The organism is Photobacterium carnosum (assembly GCF_021236965.1).
Classification (GTDB): Bacteria; Pseudomonadota; Gammaproteobacteria; order Enterobacterales; family Vibrionaceae; genus Photobacterium; species Photobacterium carnosum.
In genome coordinates, this window is sequence record NZ_WMDN01000001.1 from 358,552 (window position 1) to 381,624 (window position 23,073).

Below are 23,073 nucleotides of genomic sequence, written 5' to 3' on the forward strand. Positions count from 1 at the left end.
AATAGACATACTTTTAAATATTCTGAGAACTACGATAAAATCAAAATTCCGATAATAAAATATTCAAACTCCCAACGGCATTAATTAACATTTTTCTATCAGGCTAACGAGTATTCGTTACTTACGGAAGGAATGAATGTGGTGAGATTAATCACCACAGCATTCTTATATAAGCCATTTACTATTGAATGGAAGTAATGACTAATGCTAGCAATTAGCTAACATTAGTACTGTTTCCACTATTTGATAGTAACTTGATAAATAACAGTTCCAGTTTCACTAGAATTTAAGGCTCCGGTCATTTCCCAGCGTACTTCACCTTCATAACCCGCAATATTTGCACCATTTGGTGTTAATACATTACATGTTAAACCAGCAGGTAGAACACCAGATGTACAATCAATCGCTAACGTTAAGTCAGTATAAGCAGGTGTAGTATCAAATATTGTGACTTCTGTTATTGGCCCACTCCCCACATTGGTAAACTCAATAGAATATTCTAAAATATCCCCCGGTTTACCGTCATTACTGGTACTTACACCAGTCGCTTGAGTCAGATTTTCCACTGTTTTATTAAGCTTCAACTCACCAGCACCAGCGAAAGTAGCACGAACAGTATCGGTATCTATCACTTGTCGAGTAACACCATGACCTGTTGCAACACTATCCTCAAACGTCATATCTGCTTGAATATCATAATGATAAAGTGCATTTAATGGTGCATCAGCAGGAACAAATACTTTACTGATTAAACAAACACTACTATCACCACTTACAGCGACAGGGTTAGCTATCTGGCTATCAGCCCCATCAATTGAACCATTACAGTCATTATCTTGATACAGTATTGCGCTCCAACCGTCATTTGCGGGCTCCGTAGAGATATTCATAATGGTAAAGTTAACACTACCTGCGGTTTCAGCTGTAAATTTATGACTAAAGAGCACTCCTTTACCCGGCTCAGTTTCAGTAAAGTTATCAGGCTCCATACGCGGTTCTTTCACTTTACCGAAGTTTAAGCCCGTTAAGTAATCACCCGCAGCAGCATTAATTAACATCTGACTATCAATAACACTGGTATTGGTGACTTGAGTAAGCGCTGACACGTCAGCTTCACTAATATCAATCCAATCAGCTTGTTTAACCACCTCAAGTACAAGATTTTCATTAGCAAGTGATACTGGTACGACTAATAGATAGCCACCATCACCCGAGGTCACCGTTGTTGCAACAACATCACCAGTTGTAAATCCACCAGCACCTGTGCCGTTATAAATAGCACGCACAACTGTATTACCAATGCCAACTTCGCCACCATCAAAAATACCATCATGAGCCGCAGTTGCGCCCGAGATACCATTATCTTCAAACACAAAACCACTGAGCACAATCTGATTAATTAACTCAAATTGATAATCTTCTACCTCTCCATCAGCGGCTTCACCTATTGGAGAATTACACGTTGCTGCCGTACTACATAAACGGAAACGAACAAATGTATCGCCGTTATAACCTGCGGTAAGCCCTGCATCTAAATTGAAATCAAGATTCGTTGTGGCTGCTGTAATCAATTGGTCTTCAATAATCATCTCGCCAACATCAGCAAAATCACCATCGCCATTCAGATCAATAAATACATTTAAGAAACCCGCAGCTTGTGGCACAGATACGGTCACTGGAGTAGATGTTGCAACCGTAATACTAGCAGGAAGAGTTACGCCATCTTCATCATCAGAAGCTTGAAGATCATCGCCTGTTGCATCAAGGGAGAACTGACTAACAAACTCACTGTCCCAATTAGCACCTAACGTGAGGTCTTGGTCACCATCAAGCGCAACATCACCATCATTGCCTGTATCAGAGTAATTATGGAAAGCATCACCGTAAGAAATAGGTGCATCACCATAGTCTCGTGCGTAGTAACAACCAGCAGCATCATTACCTTGAACCGAGACATCAATACCTTCAGTTACAAACATCAACTCACCAGTAATCACATTCAATTGATAAACTGCCGTCTTATCAATCAGATCGTGAGCATTATCACCATCGGTATCGTGATCACCACCATTAGCAAAGGCATAAAGCATAATACCATCATCCATAATGGTTCCCCCCGCCCCAGCACTACCGGTATTCGTCACAGGAAGTAACCCGTTGAAGTTCAGAGGATTTATTGTCACCGTTCCTATAGTTGGATTGATTTGAATATAGTTACCACCTGGTAGATCAACACCATATAACATACCGTCATTCGAGCTGAAGGAGAAATCGCCACCCATAGCTGGTGTTGAAGACAATGTGATCGTCGTAAACGTCTGAGTATTTAAGTCAATACGAACGAGAGAATCCCAATTCCCATTCATAATGTAGAGATACTGCCCATCAGGTGACACATCACCTCGAACAGGATAACTAATATTTGAACTACCGCCTAATCGAGATAATATTTGATTATTAGCAAAATTAGAGGTTCCATGTATCGAATGAATAATACTCTGTACGCCATCAGATCGTATCGTACCAAGAGAAACAAATTCAGTACCATCACGATCCGTTACAAATAAAATCACATCGTCATTAGTAGAGCTTCCATCAATAAAAGTACCGTAAAACAAACCACTTAGGCGATTAAAACCAATAGCATTAATATTTTCAGCATTTGGATAACCATTAATAACAATAGGACTCACAATATTATTTAATTGGGCAGGATTGGTGGTTGGATCAAATTCCGCAAAATCATAACCACTGGTATTATCGCCTTTGGTTTCAACAATAATGTCACAAGTATTATCACCATTAAGGCTTGACACTAATACTCGATAATCTTCGATCTCACCATCAGGTGCTGGCCCAATAGGATCTGGGAAGACATTACCATCAGCATCTAGTGGCGTATTTGTTGTTGTATTAAAATCAGAACTAATACGTAAACGATAACCCACCACACTGTTACTGATATTTGCCCCAGAAGTACCCACATTATTCCATATCAATGTTGCTGATGTGGCACCACTTGGAATAATAATCCATGCACTTTCATCATCATCAAATGAGCCGCTATTATCAAAGTCAATCCAGCCAGATAGGTAGGCATCACTGCCTGTTGTATTACTAACAGGAACGGTTTGAGTGACAGTAGGACTTGATACATCGGCAGTAATTAATGCACTCAATACATCTTCATCATCAGGAGCTGTACCGTTGTTATCATCACCAGCATAATCAGCATCTGGCTGACCATCATTTTCATTATCTGCCGCTACCGAACCAATGTATAACCCTGTTTCTTCAGTTAAATGGCGAGGGCCATTATTAACCAAAGTTGTTGGGTAACCAGTGGTTTCAGGCGCATCACCAAAATCTAACGGCAATGGAGCAAAACGACAACGCGCACCATCATTTTGGCTGGTTGCAGCATTAATCTGAGTGAAGTTGACTGCACTATAACCACCAGATGGAAGACTTGGGTCTGAAATATCAATTCGAACAATACGGCCAGGATTTGGATTTTGAGCTGCGTAGAAGAAGCCTTGATCATCAAAGTATACCGCACCCCATCCAGTGCCAGTTTCGCCATTAATACCAACGTAACCCAAATTAGTTCGCGCCCCTGTTACAGGATCAAACTTCACTAAATTTCCCGTAGGCGTTAAGGTATAAAGCATATTGTCGATAGGATTAATCGCCATATCAGCCATCACTGGAGCAGAAACTGTAATTTCACCAATTTGCTGTAAGTAAGTACTGCTATTTGGATTAACATCAATGCGATACATACTGGTGCCGCTATTATGCATCAGCAATAGAACACCGTTATCATCGATATCACCACTGTTATAGTTATTGATTGCCATCGTACTTCCTGTAATTGGTAACACGAAGGCAGATCCTGCACCATCAACCATTAAAACAGTGTCTTTATTTTTAATGTTATCGCCGATGAGTGTATTGGTAATAAAGTTATACCCCGTACCACCAAAGACACCAGTGCCTGTTGGCAGAACATCATCATATAACGGTGTTACTGTACCCATAGCCAAATTAATACTAGTAATATCGGTTGGGCTATTACGCAACAAATAACCATCACTACTACAAGTTGGGAACGTCACAATCGTGAAATCAGCAAAGTTAACATCACTCACATCCGTTGTTAACGCAACTGATTGAATGTTAGGTGAGCTAGAATGGACATTGATTGGATCACCAATTGTCGCACCAGCATAACCACCAGCATTTGGATCTAGCGTTCCAATGGTTGGTGGACAGGTTGGATTAACTAAATCAGTTTCAAGTGCTGCTTCATAAACTTCATAGTTTCCACCAGGAATAGTCATTGAGTAAGCACCCGTTATTGCATCCGCTGTGGCAACAAAACACTCACTGGTTGTGGTGTTATAAGCAATCACTGGAACAGCAATACCAAGACCCGCTTCTGCTACATCTTTAATGCCATTTAAAGTTGGGGCGGTACTGCTGTCATCAAAGACAAAACCAGACAGTTCAAAGCTACACACGGCAGGCGCTGTTGGTAATGTCGCAGTATTGATCACTTGACCATCACCACCGTCATCGCCACATAATAGCTGCCCAGAACATGTTGCAGTACCTGCGCTGACATTAGCAGTAGCACCAGAGCTATTAAAGATAGCAGCACCACCACCACCACCAGCGGAGCGTCCATGACCACCAGATGAGCTGGCGCCATTACCACCGACAGCATTAACGGTTAGTGTTGATAGAGATGCACCATCGGTGTTGTATACCAATACAGAGCCACCTGCACCACCACCACCGGGGCTATCGCCTCCAGCATTTGGCGAAGTATTACCATTGGCATTAATAGTACCTGTTCCTGTCACTGTATTAGCTGTGATATATACGATACCACCACCATCAGCGCCATCACGACCGACACCATTATTTTCTTGACCTGCACCGCCACCGCCACCAAGAGTTAAACGAGTAGGATCAGCCAGCCCAATACCTGTACCTGGTTCTCCCGGATAAAAACTGGTTGAACTTGAATAATTGCCGCCTCTACCACCAGGGCCAACGTTACCACCACCACCACCACCAGAATTAAAGTTACCACCACCACCAGCATTTGCTGGCGCGCCGATACCATTATCACCATCGCTATAGCCTAAACCACCAAGACTCACTGGGGTTCCTGCAATACCTTCACCCTTACCACCATCGATATTGGTTACAGCCATAACGTAATTAAGTCCGGTCGCAATACCATTGGCGGTATTTTTTGTACCACCACGGAAGCCTTTACCGTTAACGTCAATAATATTGCCATTAAGATCTAGAGTGCCATTAATATAAAGCGACACAATACCGCCACTAGAACCATCCCAGTCAGCAGACGTAACCGTGCCAGTTAAACGTGCATCTTCATACATTGGAATACGTACAACTTGGAAAGAACTATTTCCGTCAGCAGTAAAGTTATTCGTTAAATTTTCACTTAATACTAAAGTCGGATCGGTAAAGCTAGCCACTGTCGCAAATTCATATTGACCCGTTGTGCCGTAATCAACCCAACCACTGGCATACCCACCTGCAACACCATTACCATAACTATCGGTATTAGTGGTATCAATTGAGGCATTTTGCATCTGAATGATCATCACCCGATCACCTGGATTTAAGGTCTCTGTCGTATTACCTGTTGCCGTACCAAGCGTAATACTATTCGTGCCCGTTAATGCATTTGCCGTTACTGGGTAATAAGTATTAACCACACCCGTAATATCAACAGGTGTACCTGAAACACCTTCAATATTGCCAGAGTTCAAACATTGCGCTATCACTACCGCAGGGGTTATTGGTTGAATTGGTCCTTTTAAAATTGGAATTTGATGATCTTCAACTTCACCATTAATAGCCGTGCCGTTGTAATCATCAACAGTTAATGTTTCAGATGTAATACGAAGACGCATGTAGGTTTCAGTTGCAACAGTAGTGGTATTTATTGAAGGGAAACTTAATGACGCACTACCATCAGTAACTGCATCGGCATCAGTACAAGCAGCTAGAGCAAATTCACCACTATCAGCAAAATCACCATCAGCATTAAAGTCAACCCAAGCATAAACATTTGCACCCATATCTGCGGTGCCATTATGATCATTACAAATCACATCTTGAGTAAAGCTTGTAGCACCTTGAGATAAGAAACCAACCGTAGAGATACCATCTTCATCATTGATATTTAACGTATCATCATCGGTTGCATCACCATTATCATCAACACCGTCACCAAAGCCGTCACTATCACCGTCACCAATAACAGAACCCAAGTTTAATGTCGTATTACCAATGCGATGACGCGCACCATTACTAGTAAATAAGGTGTTATATCCTAAGGTTTCAGGCGCATCACCATAATCATAAGCAACATCAAGAATGATACGATGATCTTCAACTTCACCGTCATTCGCTACATCATGAGGCGTTGAACATACCGTTGTGGTTGAACAAATACGAACACGAACATAACTACCGCCATCAAGCACATCATTCGGTGTCGTAAAGGTTAATGTAACGTCAGTATCGTCATTCACTGCCGTAATACTCACTGGCGTTGCTGCTTCAGTCACCACATCAAACACACCATCACGATCAAAGTCTAGCCAGGCATAAATAGTGGCATCAACATCAGTATGTACCCGTACCGTTAAGGTTTCTGTGCTACTTGGCTCTGCCAACATTACAGCCGGAATAGTTACACCATCCTCATCATTAACACCCGCTAAGTCATCATCTTGAGCAAGGCCATTATCATCGATACCATCCACAAAACCATTAGCTTCAGCATCCGTAGCATTGGTACCAAGGAAAATGGTTGCACTAGGAATATGCATTGGACCGATGCCCTCACCACTGGCATTAGTACGATCGGTTCCATAGGTATCTGGCGCATCACCTAAATCAAATGTACCCATGACAATAAGATGATCTTCAACTTCACCATTAGTGGCGATTCCACCCATTGACGATGTTGTTAACACATCATTAGTAATACGAATACGTGAATAGGTAACTCCTGCCGTTAATCCTGTTAGCCCTGTCCAATTAAATACATATTGCACTTCTGAAGAGGCATCAGGTACGATTTGAATTTGCCCTTCGCCAGCCTCAAAGGTACCACTTTGGTCAAAATCAATCCAAACAGCGAGATAAGCAACTGATCCTGAAGTATTTGACGCTTCAACGGTAAGACTATAATCACTCGCATTAATGTTAATCGGTGAAATGACATTAACGCCATCCTCATCATCAGGAGAGGCATTGGTATCATCACCATCTGCCGTTGCTGTTGGTATACCATCAGGCTCACCATCACTGGCTTGATCGCCAAGGAATAACGACGTATCACCATAATGGAATGGACCACCGCTTCCCGCTAAGGTTAAATACGTATCTGGCGCATCACCAAAATCAACATTGTCTGACACCGAAATCGCATACCCTTCAACTTCACCATTGGTTGCCTCACCAATAGCGGTGCTACAGTCGGTAGTGGTATTACAAATTCTCACACGTACATAAACAGTATCACCGTTAGTTATCTCGGTGGTAATTGGCCATGTCAGCACTTTTACGGTATCAGTTTCACCATCAGCAACAGCGATAGTCTGCATTTCAGAGGCTTCTAGATCACCATTTTTATTCCAGTCAGCCCACGCATATACATTACCATCGGTACCCGTAGTATTGGTGGTAGTAACACGCACTGAATATTGAGTAGCGATACTCGATAACGGTAATATCTCGACACCATCATCAGTATCACCATTGGCTGCAACCGTTGCATACGCATCAGTTTCACCATCTGGCGCTGTACCTATAAAAATATTGGCACCAAGTTGGTGACGAGGGCCATCAAATTGGAAGGCTGTTACATAATCGCCTATCGCAGTGCCTGCCCCTGAATCTGGTAAATCATCAAAATCAAGCTCTGTATTTGAACAATTGCCATTCACATTGGCATCATCAGCTAACCAATTATTACGCGCTAAGAACGCACTTTGATCTTCGTAGTAGTCATACACAAAATCCATTAACGCTTGGTACGGCGTAAGATTGCTTGAATAATAATTTGGCGTGAAATAGAACTGACGCTCACCAGAACCAACCCATGGACCTGTATGCGTACGAGGATATCCATAACCACCGGTTGTGGTTGGATCGTAAGGAATTAGCCACGCCATCGCATCAACGTTATTACAAGAACCTGTTACCGTTGGCAGCGTATAAATAACACTACGATGATCAATACCCGTAATCGTTGATAGAGAACCCGTGGTTGCTACTGTTGCTTGGGTTGATAATGCACCTGGGCCATCAGATGGGTGGAAACGAGGTAGTGTTGTTGGTCCTGAATACCCTGCAAAACCCGTAGCACTTGTACCAGGGAACCCTACTTGTTGTCCCATGTATGCATTAATACGGGTCGTGGTTGCATCGGCAAATCGATCACCTTCAACAAGAGACAGCAGTACACCACCTTGATTACGATAATCAAGTAACGCATCAATTTCTGCAGTTGTATCAGGGCTTACGCCACCCGCTAGATCTGATTGATAAAGAATAAATTGATAATCACGTAACGTGAAATCAGTGGTAATATTATCTGTCGGAACAAGAAGATCGTAAGTTACATAACCAACCCCATAATTATTTTCCATGAGAGCAACAGTATTATTTGCCGTATTGGGTAATGTATATTCAATCGCACCTGAATCTTGCTGAATTAACATGTGGAAGGTGACTTTATGATAATGATCTTCTATCTCACCATCAGTCGCTGCGCCTTGTGAACGTTCATCAATGGCTGTTGCGCCATCATCAACTAATGTATCGGTTGTTAAACGTAAACGAACATAACTATCACCAACATTACCGCCTTCGGCGTTAGATAGATTAGTCCAAGCGACACTAATTGGAAGATCCGTTGCACCATCAGCAACCGCAACGCTGGTATACTCATCAAGTTGGAATTCACCATCTAAGTCATGATCAACCCATGCATGCAGTGTTGCTGCACCGCCAGTGTTATTTGTTACCGTGGTATCAAATGACCATGTTGTCATTGACGGAGAAAGTACAGGGAAAGTCGGAACAGTTTCATCCGCTGTGGCATTATTATCATCACCATCAGCTGCCACACTTGGTTGACCATCAACATCAGCATCAGCCGCTGTCGTACCTATATAAAGGTTTGTTGAAGGCGCATGATTGGCACCACTATTTATAGCTAAAGTATGATAAGCATCTGGAGCATCACCCCAATCTTGGGCGGTTAATACTGAGATTCTAAAGTCTTCAACCTCACCCGATGTGGCGGTGCCACCAGCATCAGAAACCGTTAAACCATCACTATTGGGCGCTAAACGTGCTCGTCCAAAATAATAGCCCGCAGTCACAGGTGTTAAACTGTTCCAACTAGGGTTATAAACAGTATTGGTTCCGTTTGAAGTCGCACTAATCACTTGCCCTTCAGCAGCATCAAAGACACCATTTTGGTCCCAATCAATCCATACAATAAGATCCGCATTTGCACCTGTATTATTAAGTACATTTGCATCCAATGTATAACTGGTTGCGCTTAAGGCTAATGTCGGTAATGAAATACCATCTTCATCAGCAGTGGCTGTAATATCATCAAGTAACGCATCACTACTTCCATCAGCATCTTCACCATCAGTGGTTGCTGTACCTAAACGTAGCGTAGTACTAATAGGATGAATTGGACCACCGTCAGCAAAACGAACAAGGTATGAATCAGGGGCATCACCACCGTCATATCGAACGCTATCACTTAATAAATAGTGATCTTCTATTTCACCATTTGATACGCCACCATAAGAACGAGGATCTTCATTAACGCCAGTTGCACTATCGGCTAATAATTCAGAAGTAATACGCACACGCATATAGCGATTTTGACCAGCGGCTAATCCTGTTGTTGCCGTCCAATCCAACTCAACAGAACTATTTGTTAAGCCTGTTGAGGTGACAATTGCGCCACCAGTACCTGTACCATTATCAACAAATTCATCACGATCAAAACGACCATTACCATCGAAATCAATCCAAGCATAAATATAAGCATCACTGCCAGTATTATTCGTCACCATAGCATTTGCGCTATAGCTACCTTGGGTTGTGGTTAATGGTGGTAAAATTAAGCCATCTTCATCATCACTAGCTGTAATATCATCGCCTGATGCTTGAAGTGCTATCGTCGGTGTTTGAGCATCATTATCTGCATCTGGCACTGTACCCATAAACAGATTGCTATCAACACCATGGAATGGACCACTATCTGATTGGGTTGTACGGTAATTATTAACGCCAACGTTCACCGCCTCATCAGGTGCATCACCGTAATCAAACTCACCCACAAAGACCATGTAATCTTCAACTTCACCATCTAACGCTTGACCTGCCCAATCATTAGCGGTGAGATCTGTCAGATAACTAATTCGAATACGTAATGCCATCGAGCCATTTGTTAAGCCTGAAATACCATTCCATGTTAATACTGCGGTTTTAACGCCATTAAAGTATGGAATATTATCAGTGCTAAATGGCGCATCACCTGTCGTATCATAATTAATGGTTGATACAACTTCAGCAGCACTAAATTCACCATCTTGATTAGTATCAAGCCATGCGACTAAGGTTGCCGGATTACTGGCAAGTTCAGAGTTACGTAAAGTAACAGGCACACTATAAGAGGTGGCTGCAATCGCGATATTTGCTAATGGTTGAGATAAACCATTCTCATCATCACTGCCATTGTTATCATCCCCAGAAGCATCACTGGTTGGTTGACCATCTGTGTCTGCATCAATCGTTGCCGTACCAAGATAAACGGTGGCACTATTGCTACGTCCGTGGAATGGACCATCACTGGCACTTAAGGTTTGATAAGTATCAGGCGCATCACCCATATCTTGATCACCAATATAGATTAAATGATCTTCCACCTCACCATCGCTGGCACCAAATAATGAACGGGTATCTTCTGCTGCACCACTGTTACCGTTGACTAATCCATCAGTTGTTAAACGGAAACGGGTTAATGTAAAGCCTGAAGTAAGGCCAGTGAAACTATTCCATGTAATGTCAATAGATCCACTGGTTCCTGTTGGTACGACAACTTCAGCCACTTCATCTGATCCAAACTGACCATTACGATCCCAATCAATCCAGCCATACAACGTTGCATCTTGTCCGGTGTTATTGGTGACATTAACCGCAGCAGTATAGCTACTAGGTACAGGTGAATTATCTAATGCACGTAACGTCACGCCATCTTCATCATCATTGCCTGTTGTATCGTCACCATCAGCCTTAATTGGAGCACTGCTTGGATTAGCATCGGCTTCACTATCAGGCACACTATTACCAATATAAATATTATTATTGATAACATGATATGGACCATCATCAACTAAACGAGAGCGATAATCGCCCGATCCTGCTGCGGTTCCAGCCACACCATCTTCAGCATCACCAAAATCTAGCGCCCCGATATATATTTGATGATCTTCCACTTCACCATTAATAGCTTCGCCACCCCAATCATTAGCAGTTAAAACAGAGTTAGTTAAACGTAGGCGCATATAGGTGCTACCTGCAGTTAATCCACTTATTCCAGTCCACGTTAATTGGGTTGTTGGCGTTGCACTGGTACTAGTATTGGTTGCATTTACAATCGAGGTTAATTCAGTAAACTCGCCAGCATCAGCAAAATCACCATCTTGGTTAAAATCAATCCAACCATATAAATGTGCATCACTGCCTGTCGCATTATAAAGAGGAACACCAACAGTATAGGTGGTATCTGCAACGGCTAAAATTGGGAATGGCGTAAGATCATCTGCATTTTCATCATCAATACCGTCAGTATCATCCCCTACCGCACCATTAGATGGCTGACCATCTTGGTCATGACCGTTATCATGATTATTACTTCTGATATATAAGTTAGCGGTATTATGACGATGGTAAGGTCCACCACTGGTATATAGAGTGTCATAAGTATCAGGAGCATCACCACCGTCATAGGTTTCTACTCGAACATAATAATCTTCAACTTCACCATCACCCGCGCCACCATAAGAACGTGGATCTTCAACTATGGCGCCATTTTCTGTGTCAGCTAATAAATCAGTTGTAAAACGAATACGAATATAAACATCAGTACCTGTTGCGATGCCTGGGAATGTATTCCAACCTAAGTTTGTTGTTGTATTAGTGTTACCGGTATTAATTTCTCTAGGCTCAGCGGTATTACCACCAAAGAATTCATCACGATCAAATCGACCATTGCGATCAAAATCAATCCAAGCATACAGATACCCTTTACTGCCACTATTATTGGTTACCGTCACAGGAATATTGTAGGTCGTATTGGTATTGTTTAATGGTGGAATAAACGCACCATCTTCATCATTACTGCCAGTAATATTATCGCCTTGAGCAAAGGCAGTAGTTGGGTCATTGGCATCACTTTCACTATCGAGTAAAGCACCCATCAATATCGTATTATCGATACCATGATAAGCACCATTGTCACTCAAAGTGGTGCGGTAGTTATTAACACCTATGTTAGCCGCACTATCAATGGCATCACCAAAGTCAAATTGACCAACATAAACGACATAATCTTCAACTTCACCACCTTGGGCAATACCACCCCAATCATTGGCGGTTAAACTGGTATTAGCAACACGAATACGCAGTCCCATTGAACCTTGTGCTAACCCTGAAATACCATTCCACGTCAATGTCACTTTATTGGTTAAGTTATTACTGCTGGTTGGCAAATTATCAGACGCAAATGTAGCGTTACTAAATGGTGTACTTGTTGCAACGACATTTAGATCATCGACAACCTCATCTGCACTAAAGCTACCATCTTGATTGGTATCTAACCAAGCGACTAACGTTGCATTAGAGCCCGAGTAGTTGTAAACCGCAAGATCAACACTGTAGCTAGTAATACTGGTAGCAACTGTGGTCAATGGCTCAACTAATCCAGTCTCATCATCAACACCCGTATTATCATCACCTAATGCCGCTGCATCTGGGTACGCTTGATCGTCATCATCAATATTATTAGCACCTAGATACAGGTTACTAACATAGTAATGTGCCGGGCCGCCACTAACAGGTAAAGTTAAGTATGAATCGGGTAAATCACCTAAATCTGTGTTTTCAGCTGTGACAAAGAAATCTTCAACTTCACCATCTTGAGCGGCACCTAACGAACGCTCATCAACGGTTGCTGTTGCATCACCATCAGTGAGTAACTCTGTTGTTAATCGTAACCGTACGCCATAAGTTCTTGCATCCACTAATGCAGTGTCTGTCGTAAAAGTAACGGTATAAGTCTCTGTCCCCGTACTCGCAGGAATAGTTATCACACCATTATTAATAGCCTGAGTTGAACCAAGGCTATTAATTGATGCTTGTGCAATCTCATCATTTTCGAAATTACCATCACGATCCCAATCAATCCACGCATATAGATATGCCGTAGAAGTTGAGCTATTTGTCACCGTAATATTGGTATCATAATTATCACCGGCATCTAAATCAGGTAAGGCAATATTAGCTAAAGCATTTTCATCATCAACACCCGTAACATTGTCGCCTGTGGCATCTGAACTTTGTGGCGTTGCGCCATCAACATCCGGCGCTACAGTGCCTAGATATAGATTAGGCTCAGCAGCAACATTATGATAAGGCCCACCAAAGGTTAGATTGGTTTGATAATTATTTGCCGCCGTTGCTGAAGAAGTATCGGGTAAATCACCTAAATCTTGACCACCAATTTGAATCATAAAGTCTTCGACTTCACCATCTGACGCACGGCCACCAACATCGGTCGTTGTTAATGGATCAGTCGTTAAACGGAAACGAATAAAGGTATTACCGACAGAGAGATTTTGCATCTGATTTGAATCAAATGAATAAGTATAAACACCATTCTGAGTCGTAGGAATAACATCAACTCGGCCTTCGATTTCATCAAAAATACCATTACGGTTACTGTCAATCCAACCCGCTAGATAGGCATCATTACCTGTTGTATTACGTACTGTGAGCTCTAAGCTATGGCTTGAACCGTTAATCGGAATTGAAGTTAATGGTTGGCTGGTACCATTTTCATCATCACTACCATTATTATCATCACCAAGAGCATCAACAGACGCTAATACAATTTCATCACCATCAATAGTTGAAGTACCTAAATACAAGTTGGTGTTATTGGTAATAATATGGTGAGGACCACCTAATAAAGGATCAACTAGATAACTCGCAGGCGCATCACCTAAATCTTGTAGACCAAAGAAAATACTATGATCTTCAACTTCACCACCCGCTTCACCGCCTAATGATGAAATATCACTGATTTGCCCCACTAAACGGTTAGTTAAACGTAAACGCACAAATGAGGTTGTGTTGTTGGTAACAGCAGGAATCGTCGCCCACTCAAGCTCTACTGGCGTATTACTTGATCCCGTTGGCACAACTGCAATTTGTCCTTCACTATCATCAAATTGACCATTTCGATTGAAATCAATCCATACTGCCAAGGTGGCAATATTACCCGTCGTATTTGTAACTGGCACAGTAATTTTGTATGAATCCATACCATTAAATAATGGCGGTAATGTAATTGGTCCTTCATCATCGGTTGCATCAAGATCATCGGCAGTTGCGGTTATATCTTGTAATGTTCCATCATCAATATCAGGCGCCGTATTACCAATATACAAACCATCTACGAATAAATGATAAGGGCCAAAATAGTTATAGAGTGTTTGATAGTTATTCGCCGCCGTTGTTGAAGAGGTATCTGGCGCATCACCAAAATCGGGATCGCCTACATAAACATAATGATCCTCAACTTCACCATTTTTGGCAATTCCACCCCAATCTGTCGCCGTTAAAATATCAGATGTTAAACGAAGGCGTAACGCCATATCACCTGTTGTTTGCCCACTGATACCCGCCCATGTTAACTGAGTCGTTGGGGCTGTTTGTGCTGAAGTATTCGTTCCATTAACAAGCCCTTCAAGTGAAGCAAACTCGCCAGCATCATCAAAATCACCATCTTGATTTAAATCTAACCAAGCATAAAGATTTGCGTCAGCCCCTGTTGCGTTATAAAGCGGAACCCCTACGGTATAACTGGTATCCGTCAATGTTAAAATAGGAAGTGGAACTAAACTGTCAGCATTTTCATCATCAGTGCCATCGTTATCATCACCATTTGCAGCAGCCGTTGGTTGTCCATCTTCATCATGATTATTATCATGGGTTGCATCTCGAATATATAAATTCGCATTGGTATGATAATGAGCTGGACCACCGTTACTGTATGATGTTTGGTAGCTTTCAGGTAAATCACCACCATCATAGGTATCGACACGTAAATAATAGTCTTCAACTTCACCATCAACTGCACCACCAAATGAACGTGGATCTTCCGTTGTTCCTGTAACCGCATCACTTAATAACTCACTGGTTAAACGAACACGAACATAAACATCGGTGTTATTAGCAATACCAGGGAAACTATTCCAATTAATATTGGCGACAAAATTAGATACACCTGAATTTACAACTATCGGCGCGCCCGCAGCACCACCCGCAAATTCATCACGATCGAAACGACCATTACGATCAAAATCTATCCATGCATAAATATATGCATCGCTGCCTGTATTATTGGTTACAACCGAGCGCACCCCATAATTAGTCACTGAGTTATGTAATGGCATAATAAAGACGCCATCTTCATCATCACCATTGACATCATCATCGTCACCCAATGCCAGTATCGCAGGTGCATTGGCGTCATTTTCTGTATCAGGTACCGCAGCACCTAAATACAAATTATTATTCAGACCATGATAAGGGCCGCCATCATTTAACGTCGTACGATAATTATTAGCTGCAACGCCATTTGTAGTATCTGGCGCATCACCAAAATCATAATCACCAATAAAGATTTGATGATCTTCTACTTCCCCATTAAGAGCAAAACCGCCCCAGTCACTAGCCGTTAACGTGTCATTAGTTAAACGAATACGGACATAAGTACTGCCTTGGATTAATCCACCAATACCATTCCAAGTTAATTCAGTTGTCGGTGCCGTTTGATTTAAAGTATTGGTACCATTAATGATGTTTTCTAGTGAAGTAAATTCACCCGCATCAGCAAAATCACCATCTTGGTTTAAATCAATCCAAGCATAAAGATTAGCATTAACGCCAGTTCCATTATAAAGCGGAACTCCTAACGTATATGTCGTATCTGAAACACCGAGCAATGGAATCTTTGTTAAGGAATCAACATCTTCATCATCAACACCATCATTATCATCACCATCAGCACCTACTGTTGGCAAACCATCGGTATCATGAGCATCATCATGGGTTGCACTACGAATATAAAGATTGGCATTAACATGATAATGGGCAGGGCCATCACTTAGGTATAACGTGTCATATGAATCTGGCGCATCACCACCATCATAGGTATCAACACGAATATAATAATCTTCAACTTCACCATCTGTAACACCACCATAAGAGCGAGGATCTTCTATTGTTCCCGTTGCAGAATCGGATAATAAATCAGTAGTAATACGGAATCGTGCATAAACATCAGTATTCACTGCAATACCTGGGAAACTATCCCAAATGGCATCAAGTGTGGCACTTGTTGTTCCTGTTGCTATTGTGATTGGAGAACCAGCAGCGCCTCCTACAAATTCATCACGGTCGAATCGACCATTGCGGTCAAAGTCAATCCACGCATAAAGGTAAGCATTAGCGCCACTATTATTGGTTGCTGTTACCGGAAGAGCATAAGTCGTTGCGGTATTGTGTAACGGTAAAATAAAGACACCATCTTCATCATCACCGTTCGCATCTTGATCATCACCTAGTGCATATATAGCTGGTGTATTAGCATTATTTTCAGTATCTGGCGCGGCAGCACCTAAATAAACAGCCGCATCTAAACCATGGTAAGCACCTTGATCATTAAAGTTAGTCCGATAATTATTCGCACTCACTCCGTTTGCGGTATCTGGTGCATCACCAAAATCAAAATCACCAATAAATATTTGATGATCTTCGACTTCACCATTTAAAGCGATACCACCCCAATCATCGGCCGTTAAAATATCACTGGTTAAACGAAGACGAACAAACGTACTACCTTGAGTTAACCCTGAAATACCCGTCCAAGTTAATTCGGTTGTTGGCGTTGTTTGTGCTGAAGTATTGGTACTATTTACAAGATTTTCTAATGATGTAAATTCACCAGCATCTGCAAAATCACCATCTTGGTTAAAATCAATCCAAGCATAAAGATGAGCATCGGCACCTGTTCCATTATAAAGTGGCACACCTAAGGTATATGTAGTATCTAATACCCCTAATAATGGAATACGCGTTAGAGAATCCGCATTTTCATCATCTGTTCCATCGTTATCATCACCATCACCATTTGGCGTTGGTTGGCCGTCGGTATCATGAATATTGTCATGAGTCGCATCACGAATATAAAGGTTTATATTATTGTGAGAATGTGACGGACCATTGCTGGTATATAACGTATCGTAACTATCTGGCGCATCACCACCATCATAGGTATCAACCCGTAAATAATAATCTTCAACTTCACCATCAGTGGCAATACCAAATGAACGCGGATCTTCGGCAGTGCCTGTCGCTGAATCAGTTAATACATCAGAGGTTAAACGTAAACGAATATAGACATCAGTATTAATGGCAATACCAGGAAAACTATTCCATGAAATAGTGACGTTACCATTGTTGGTGCCTGTCGGTACGGTTATCGGAACTCCCGCTGCGCCACCAGCAAATTCATCGCGATCAAAACCTGTTGTACGGTCAAAATCAATCCATGCATAAATATAGGCATCACTACCAGTATTATTGGTAACCGTAACGGGTAAATCATATGACGTTGCACTTGAATGAAGTGGAATTAACAGCGCGCCATCTTCATCATCACCATTGGCATCAAGATCATCACCATCAGCACTATTGGCAGGATTATTTGCATCTTGTTCAGCATCAATAGCGGCACCGAAGAACAGTTGGTTATTAAGACCATGACGAGGGCCATCATCACTCAATAATGTACGTTGATTATTAGCAGCAACACCTACGCCAGTATCTGGCGCATCACCAAAATCATAGCTACCAACAAGAACATAATGATCTTCGACCTCACCATCAGGTGCAGCACCGCCCCAACCTGTATTAGCTAACCCTGCGGTGGTATAACGTAAACGCAGTGCTGCATTACCATCACTTTGTCCTGAAATACCCGTAAACGTTAATGTAATAGGTGATGATACTGTTGTACCTGTTGGTACTGTTACTGCAACATATTCTGCCGCTTCAAACTGGTTATTTTGATTCCAATCTAACCAACCATAAAGGTAAGCATCAACACCAGTATTATTACGAACTGGCACTTGTACAGAATAATTGGTCGCTGTTAACGGTAAAATAGGGGTTGGAGTACTAAAGGCATTTTCATCATCACTGCCAGTGAGATCATCACCATCCGCATTTGGCGTTGGTTGACCATCCCCATCACTATCAATAGTTGTATTACCAATATAGAGATTACTGATATTACTTAAACCATGGTAAGGACCGCCGCTAAGTCCTAACGTATCAAAACTATCTGGTAAATCACCAAAATCTTGATCGGCAACTTGTAGAGCATAATCTTCAACTTCACCGCCATCAACATAACCATAAGAGCGTGGATCTTCAACAGCCCCTGTCACAGCATCAGTTAGTGCAACCGGCGATAAACGTGTACGCAAATATACCGTGGTATTATTAGTCGGTGGTGTAATTGTCCCCCAAGATAATGGCATCGCGGTTGCACTTGCACCATTAGCAACAACTATCGCACCACCTGGACCTGCACCATTTGAAATAAACTCATCACGATCAAATTCACCATCACGGTTCACATCTAACCATGCATATAAATAAGCATCAGCACCAGAAGTATTCGTCACCGTTGTTTGCGTATTATAAACCGTTGCGCCACTGGTTAACGGTTGAATTAATAAACTGTCTTCATCATCAATACCGTCTGAATTATCACCAGAGGCGGTAACGTTTTGTAAGCCATCAACTTCAGTATCTGTTGCATTGGTTCCTAAGAATAAGTCATCATCAATAGAGTGACGAGGGCCATCATCTGCTAACGTGGTTCGATAATTTCCCGTCCCAATACCGACCCCGGTATCTGGCGCATCACCGAAATCAATACTGATGATCACTTCACCATAATCTTCGACCTCACCGTCAATACTTGGGCCATTAGGCGTATTACAATCATTGGTTGAACATAACCGAAAACGCGCATAGGTATTGCCTAAAATAGCATTCACAGGCGTCGTTATGGTATAAGTTGTCATACCAACGGTGGCTGTTGTATTACTAATTATCTGTTCGTTTGCATCATCCCAATCACCGTCTCGGTTCCAGTCAATCCAGCCATAAATATGGAAGCTAGTACCCGCATAATCAGGATCCTTACCAATTGTGATCTCAATATCGCGGTCACGATTGAGCACATAAATACCATTCGCAGTCACGCCATCTTCATCAGCAAGATCAACTAAATTATCACCATCGGCGATAGTAGTAGGCTGCCCATCAATATCAGTATCTAATAACACCCCTAAAAACAGATCGGGGTTATTATCAGTATCACCATCAATAACAATATGGTTGGCACCACCATTAGCTCTTAATGTTTGGTAATCACCCATTGCGGTTGACATCGATGTATCAGGTGCATCACCCCAGTCTTTGTTATCAACATCAACAACAATATTGGCACTAAATTCTGAAGTATCTTGTAATTCACCACTCCCACCCGTTGTCGTACGTTGAGCAATGACAGTAATTTCATCGCCAACATTAATGCTCGACGTTGCAAATAAACTATCAAATGTTGAACCTGATTGGCTCGTAATGCTGCCTAAATAGGTTAAGCCTTCACCTGCATTTAACCCATCACTGCCCAATTCACCAGTACCAACACTCGCTTTATAGACTTCAAAAGTAAATTCACCCGTGGCACACATATCACCAATAACACGTAGATTTGCGCCTTCTAAAAAAGCATAAGTAATTTGTGGGCGAGCTAAATTATTATTGGCTCCTGTTCCGGTGTCGTTATTACATAAATCAGTATTTAGTGAAACACCTTCACCCGTTGCGAGATTATGAAGGTCAATGGCATTATCAGTATTATTATCAAAACTATTTTTAGTAATTAAATACCCTTCAATATTGGTATTACCATCAATAGAAACCCCTGAATCACCATTATTATGAATAATATTACATTCGATTATCGATAGCTGACCACTTTGGAAATGCACTCCATTATCGTCTGCATTTTGAATGTTATTACTGGTGATAGTTTGGAATAAATCAACATTCGATGTATTACGTTGATATATTGCATCGCTGGTTGCATCACGCATTATATTACCAGCAATATTAAGATAAGCAGGCACACCGTAACGAATATAAACATTGTGATACGGTGTTGCTGTGGTCGAGGTTGAACCCAATAATTGATTTTGTATTACTTGCCAATTAACAACATTGGTTTGGCTATTTAAATTATTTAAGGTGATATTATTATGGGCTGTTTTTATTGCGTTATAACGAATAATACCACTGTCACCATTAAGCGAGCCATTACCTGCATTTGCAATCGCAATACCCGCACATCCTAATGATATACCACAGGTTTCTTGACCAATAACCGCATCATTACCCGCAGGATCAATACCAATTAAGTTTTGCTCAATTAAGGTGTCAGTAATGCCCGCCGAGTAAATATTAATACCTAAAGAACCGCCAGTAAGAGAGACATTTCGTACTGTAGTATTATCCGCATTAATAATTAATAATTCAGCGGCATAAGCACTGGCGTTAGTTGGCATATCAATTTGTAATTCAGGCTTCGCTAATGCAGGAATGGTTTCAACACTACACCCATCAGAGCTACCGACGGTTTGCGCTTCTGAATAATTACCTGAATTTGAATCGATGATCGTTGTACCGTCAGCATTGCTGTATGCCGTACCATCAATGATAGTATTTGCGCCATTAGTACCCGTTATTGTAGTTAAAGAGGTCGTTGGAGAAACAACCCACCAATCGCCAGCAGGATCAGTATCGTTTGCAGGAACTGTTGGTACAAAACGCATTTCATTAGCGCCAACAATTCTGTTGGCATTAATAATAAATTGATTTAAAGAACCTTGCGCTGATGTATTGGTATTAGTAACAACGTTATATGAGAAACCAAAATCAACATTAGTCTGATTGGTTGAAGTAAATGATAAATCAACCTTAGATATGTGTTCACGCGTGGTTGAATTGGTGATTGCATCAGCACGATCGCCATCAATACCACCATAACAAGCGCCAGAAGCCATTAAAGGTGTATCACCTGAGGTTGCATCACCATTGCTATCACAAAAAGCATTGGTATAGGTATTACTGGCCGCATAAGTTTGCTCGGAAATCGCAGTGCTATTCGTCGGTGGCGCTGTTGCGACAAAATATGTATCAATCGGTAGTTCAGTGAAAGAATAAGCGCCACTTGCGGTAGTCACTTGTTGTAGATAAGTATCGCCCGCACTCGGCACACCATCATTATCATCATCTCGATAAAGTCTTACTATTACTTCATTTGGCGTTACGCTATCAGAGGAAATATCACTGTCGCCATTTTCATCTAAATAAATCGTACCGCTAATATCAAAACAACCAATACAGAATCGATAATCTTCCACTTCACCACTATCAACTGTGGTTGAAATTGTTGACGTCGTTAATGCCGCATTTGAGATTCTAAACCGAGAGAAAAAATATCCAGTATTACTTCTATCTGCCACATCAACAATATAATCGACATTACACGTAAAGTTAGATCCTGATGTATTAGTACAATCTGCATTAGAAGAGCCCGCAGCAGGAACCGTTATTGCGACACCTTCATCAGCTTGAAAGGCATTATCTTGATCCCAATCAACCCAGCCAACAAATGTACGCGGTGAGCCAGTATTGTTATAAACGCTAGCAGAAACTGAAACGGCCCCTGTGCCGGCATCAATTTCAGACTGAGGAAAGCCAGTTATACCATCATCAAAAGTATCTGAATTTGCTAATGCACTATTGCGATTTGCAGTTTCAAAACTAACATTCGTCCCAAAACGCAAATTAATTCCGGTTAAATCGACATTATGACGAGCAACGCCATAACTACTTGGTGCATCTGTTGCTTCGAAGTTACACGCATAACCAGAGGTATTTACTCTTACACCACCATCATCACCAGCTCCGCCTGATGAACCACCAGAGGCTGGTGTTTGGGTTCCTTCAATTTGAATACTGGTGATCGTTGTCATCCAAGAAGGTAATAATATTTGCGAACCATGAGGATAACCACCAAAACCCGTCACACCAACATTACCGCCACCACTCTGCATTGACGCGCCACCCTGAGCAGATAAATTAGCGGTATTTTGGCTATCATTTGGCGTCACTAATTGAGCAACAGTTGTTCCATTTACTTTTAATCGAATGGTAATAGATTCAGTGTAGTCCCCGCGCCCTGTCCACTGATTACCGTTGTTCCACCCCCAATTGGCACTAATAATTATTCGACCACCAGAGCCAGTACCGCCAGTTAAATTGGTATTATAAACCCCGATATTTCGGGTTCCCCAGCCATTACCGCCATCACCATCAAAATAGTAATTACCGCCAGAAGTTGTCGGTGAAGCGTAACTTTGAGAACACTGTTGAGCCTGAGCAATCGAGGTGTTGAACAACAACCCGCCACAAAAGCAAACAAGCATTAATACTCTACGGATAATTTTCATCTTTTCCATAACTCAACCAACGTAGTTAATCAGGGAACGAAAA

The 23,073-nt window shown here is 41.7% G+C and carries 1 protein-coding gene; it reads right to left on the bottom strand.

Annotated elements, in window-relative coordinates; translation table 11 throughout:
* Window positions 1–239: 239 nt before the first annotated feature.
* Entirely contained in the window at window positions 240–23,039 is a 22,800-nt protein-coding gene (locus GLP24_RS01675; protein ID WP_232615434.1) for a GEVED domain-containing protein, read from the bottom strand.
* Window positions 23,040–23,073: the final 34 nt, after the last annotated feature.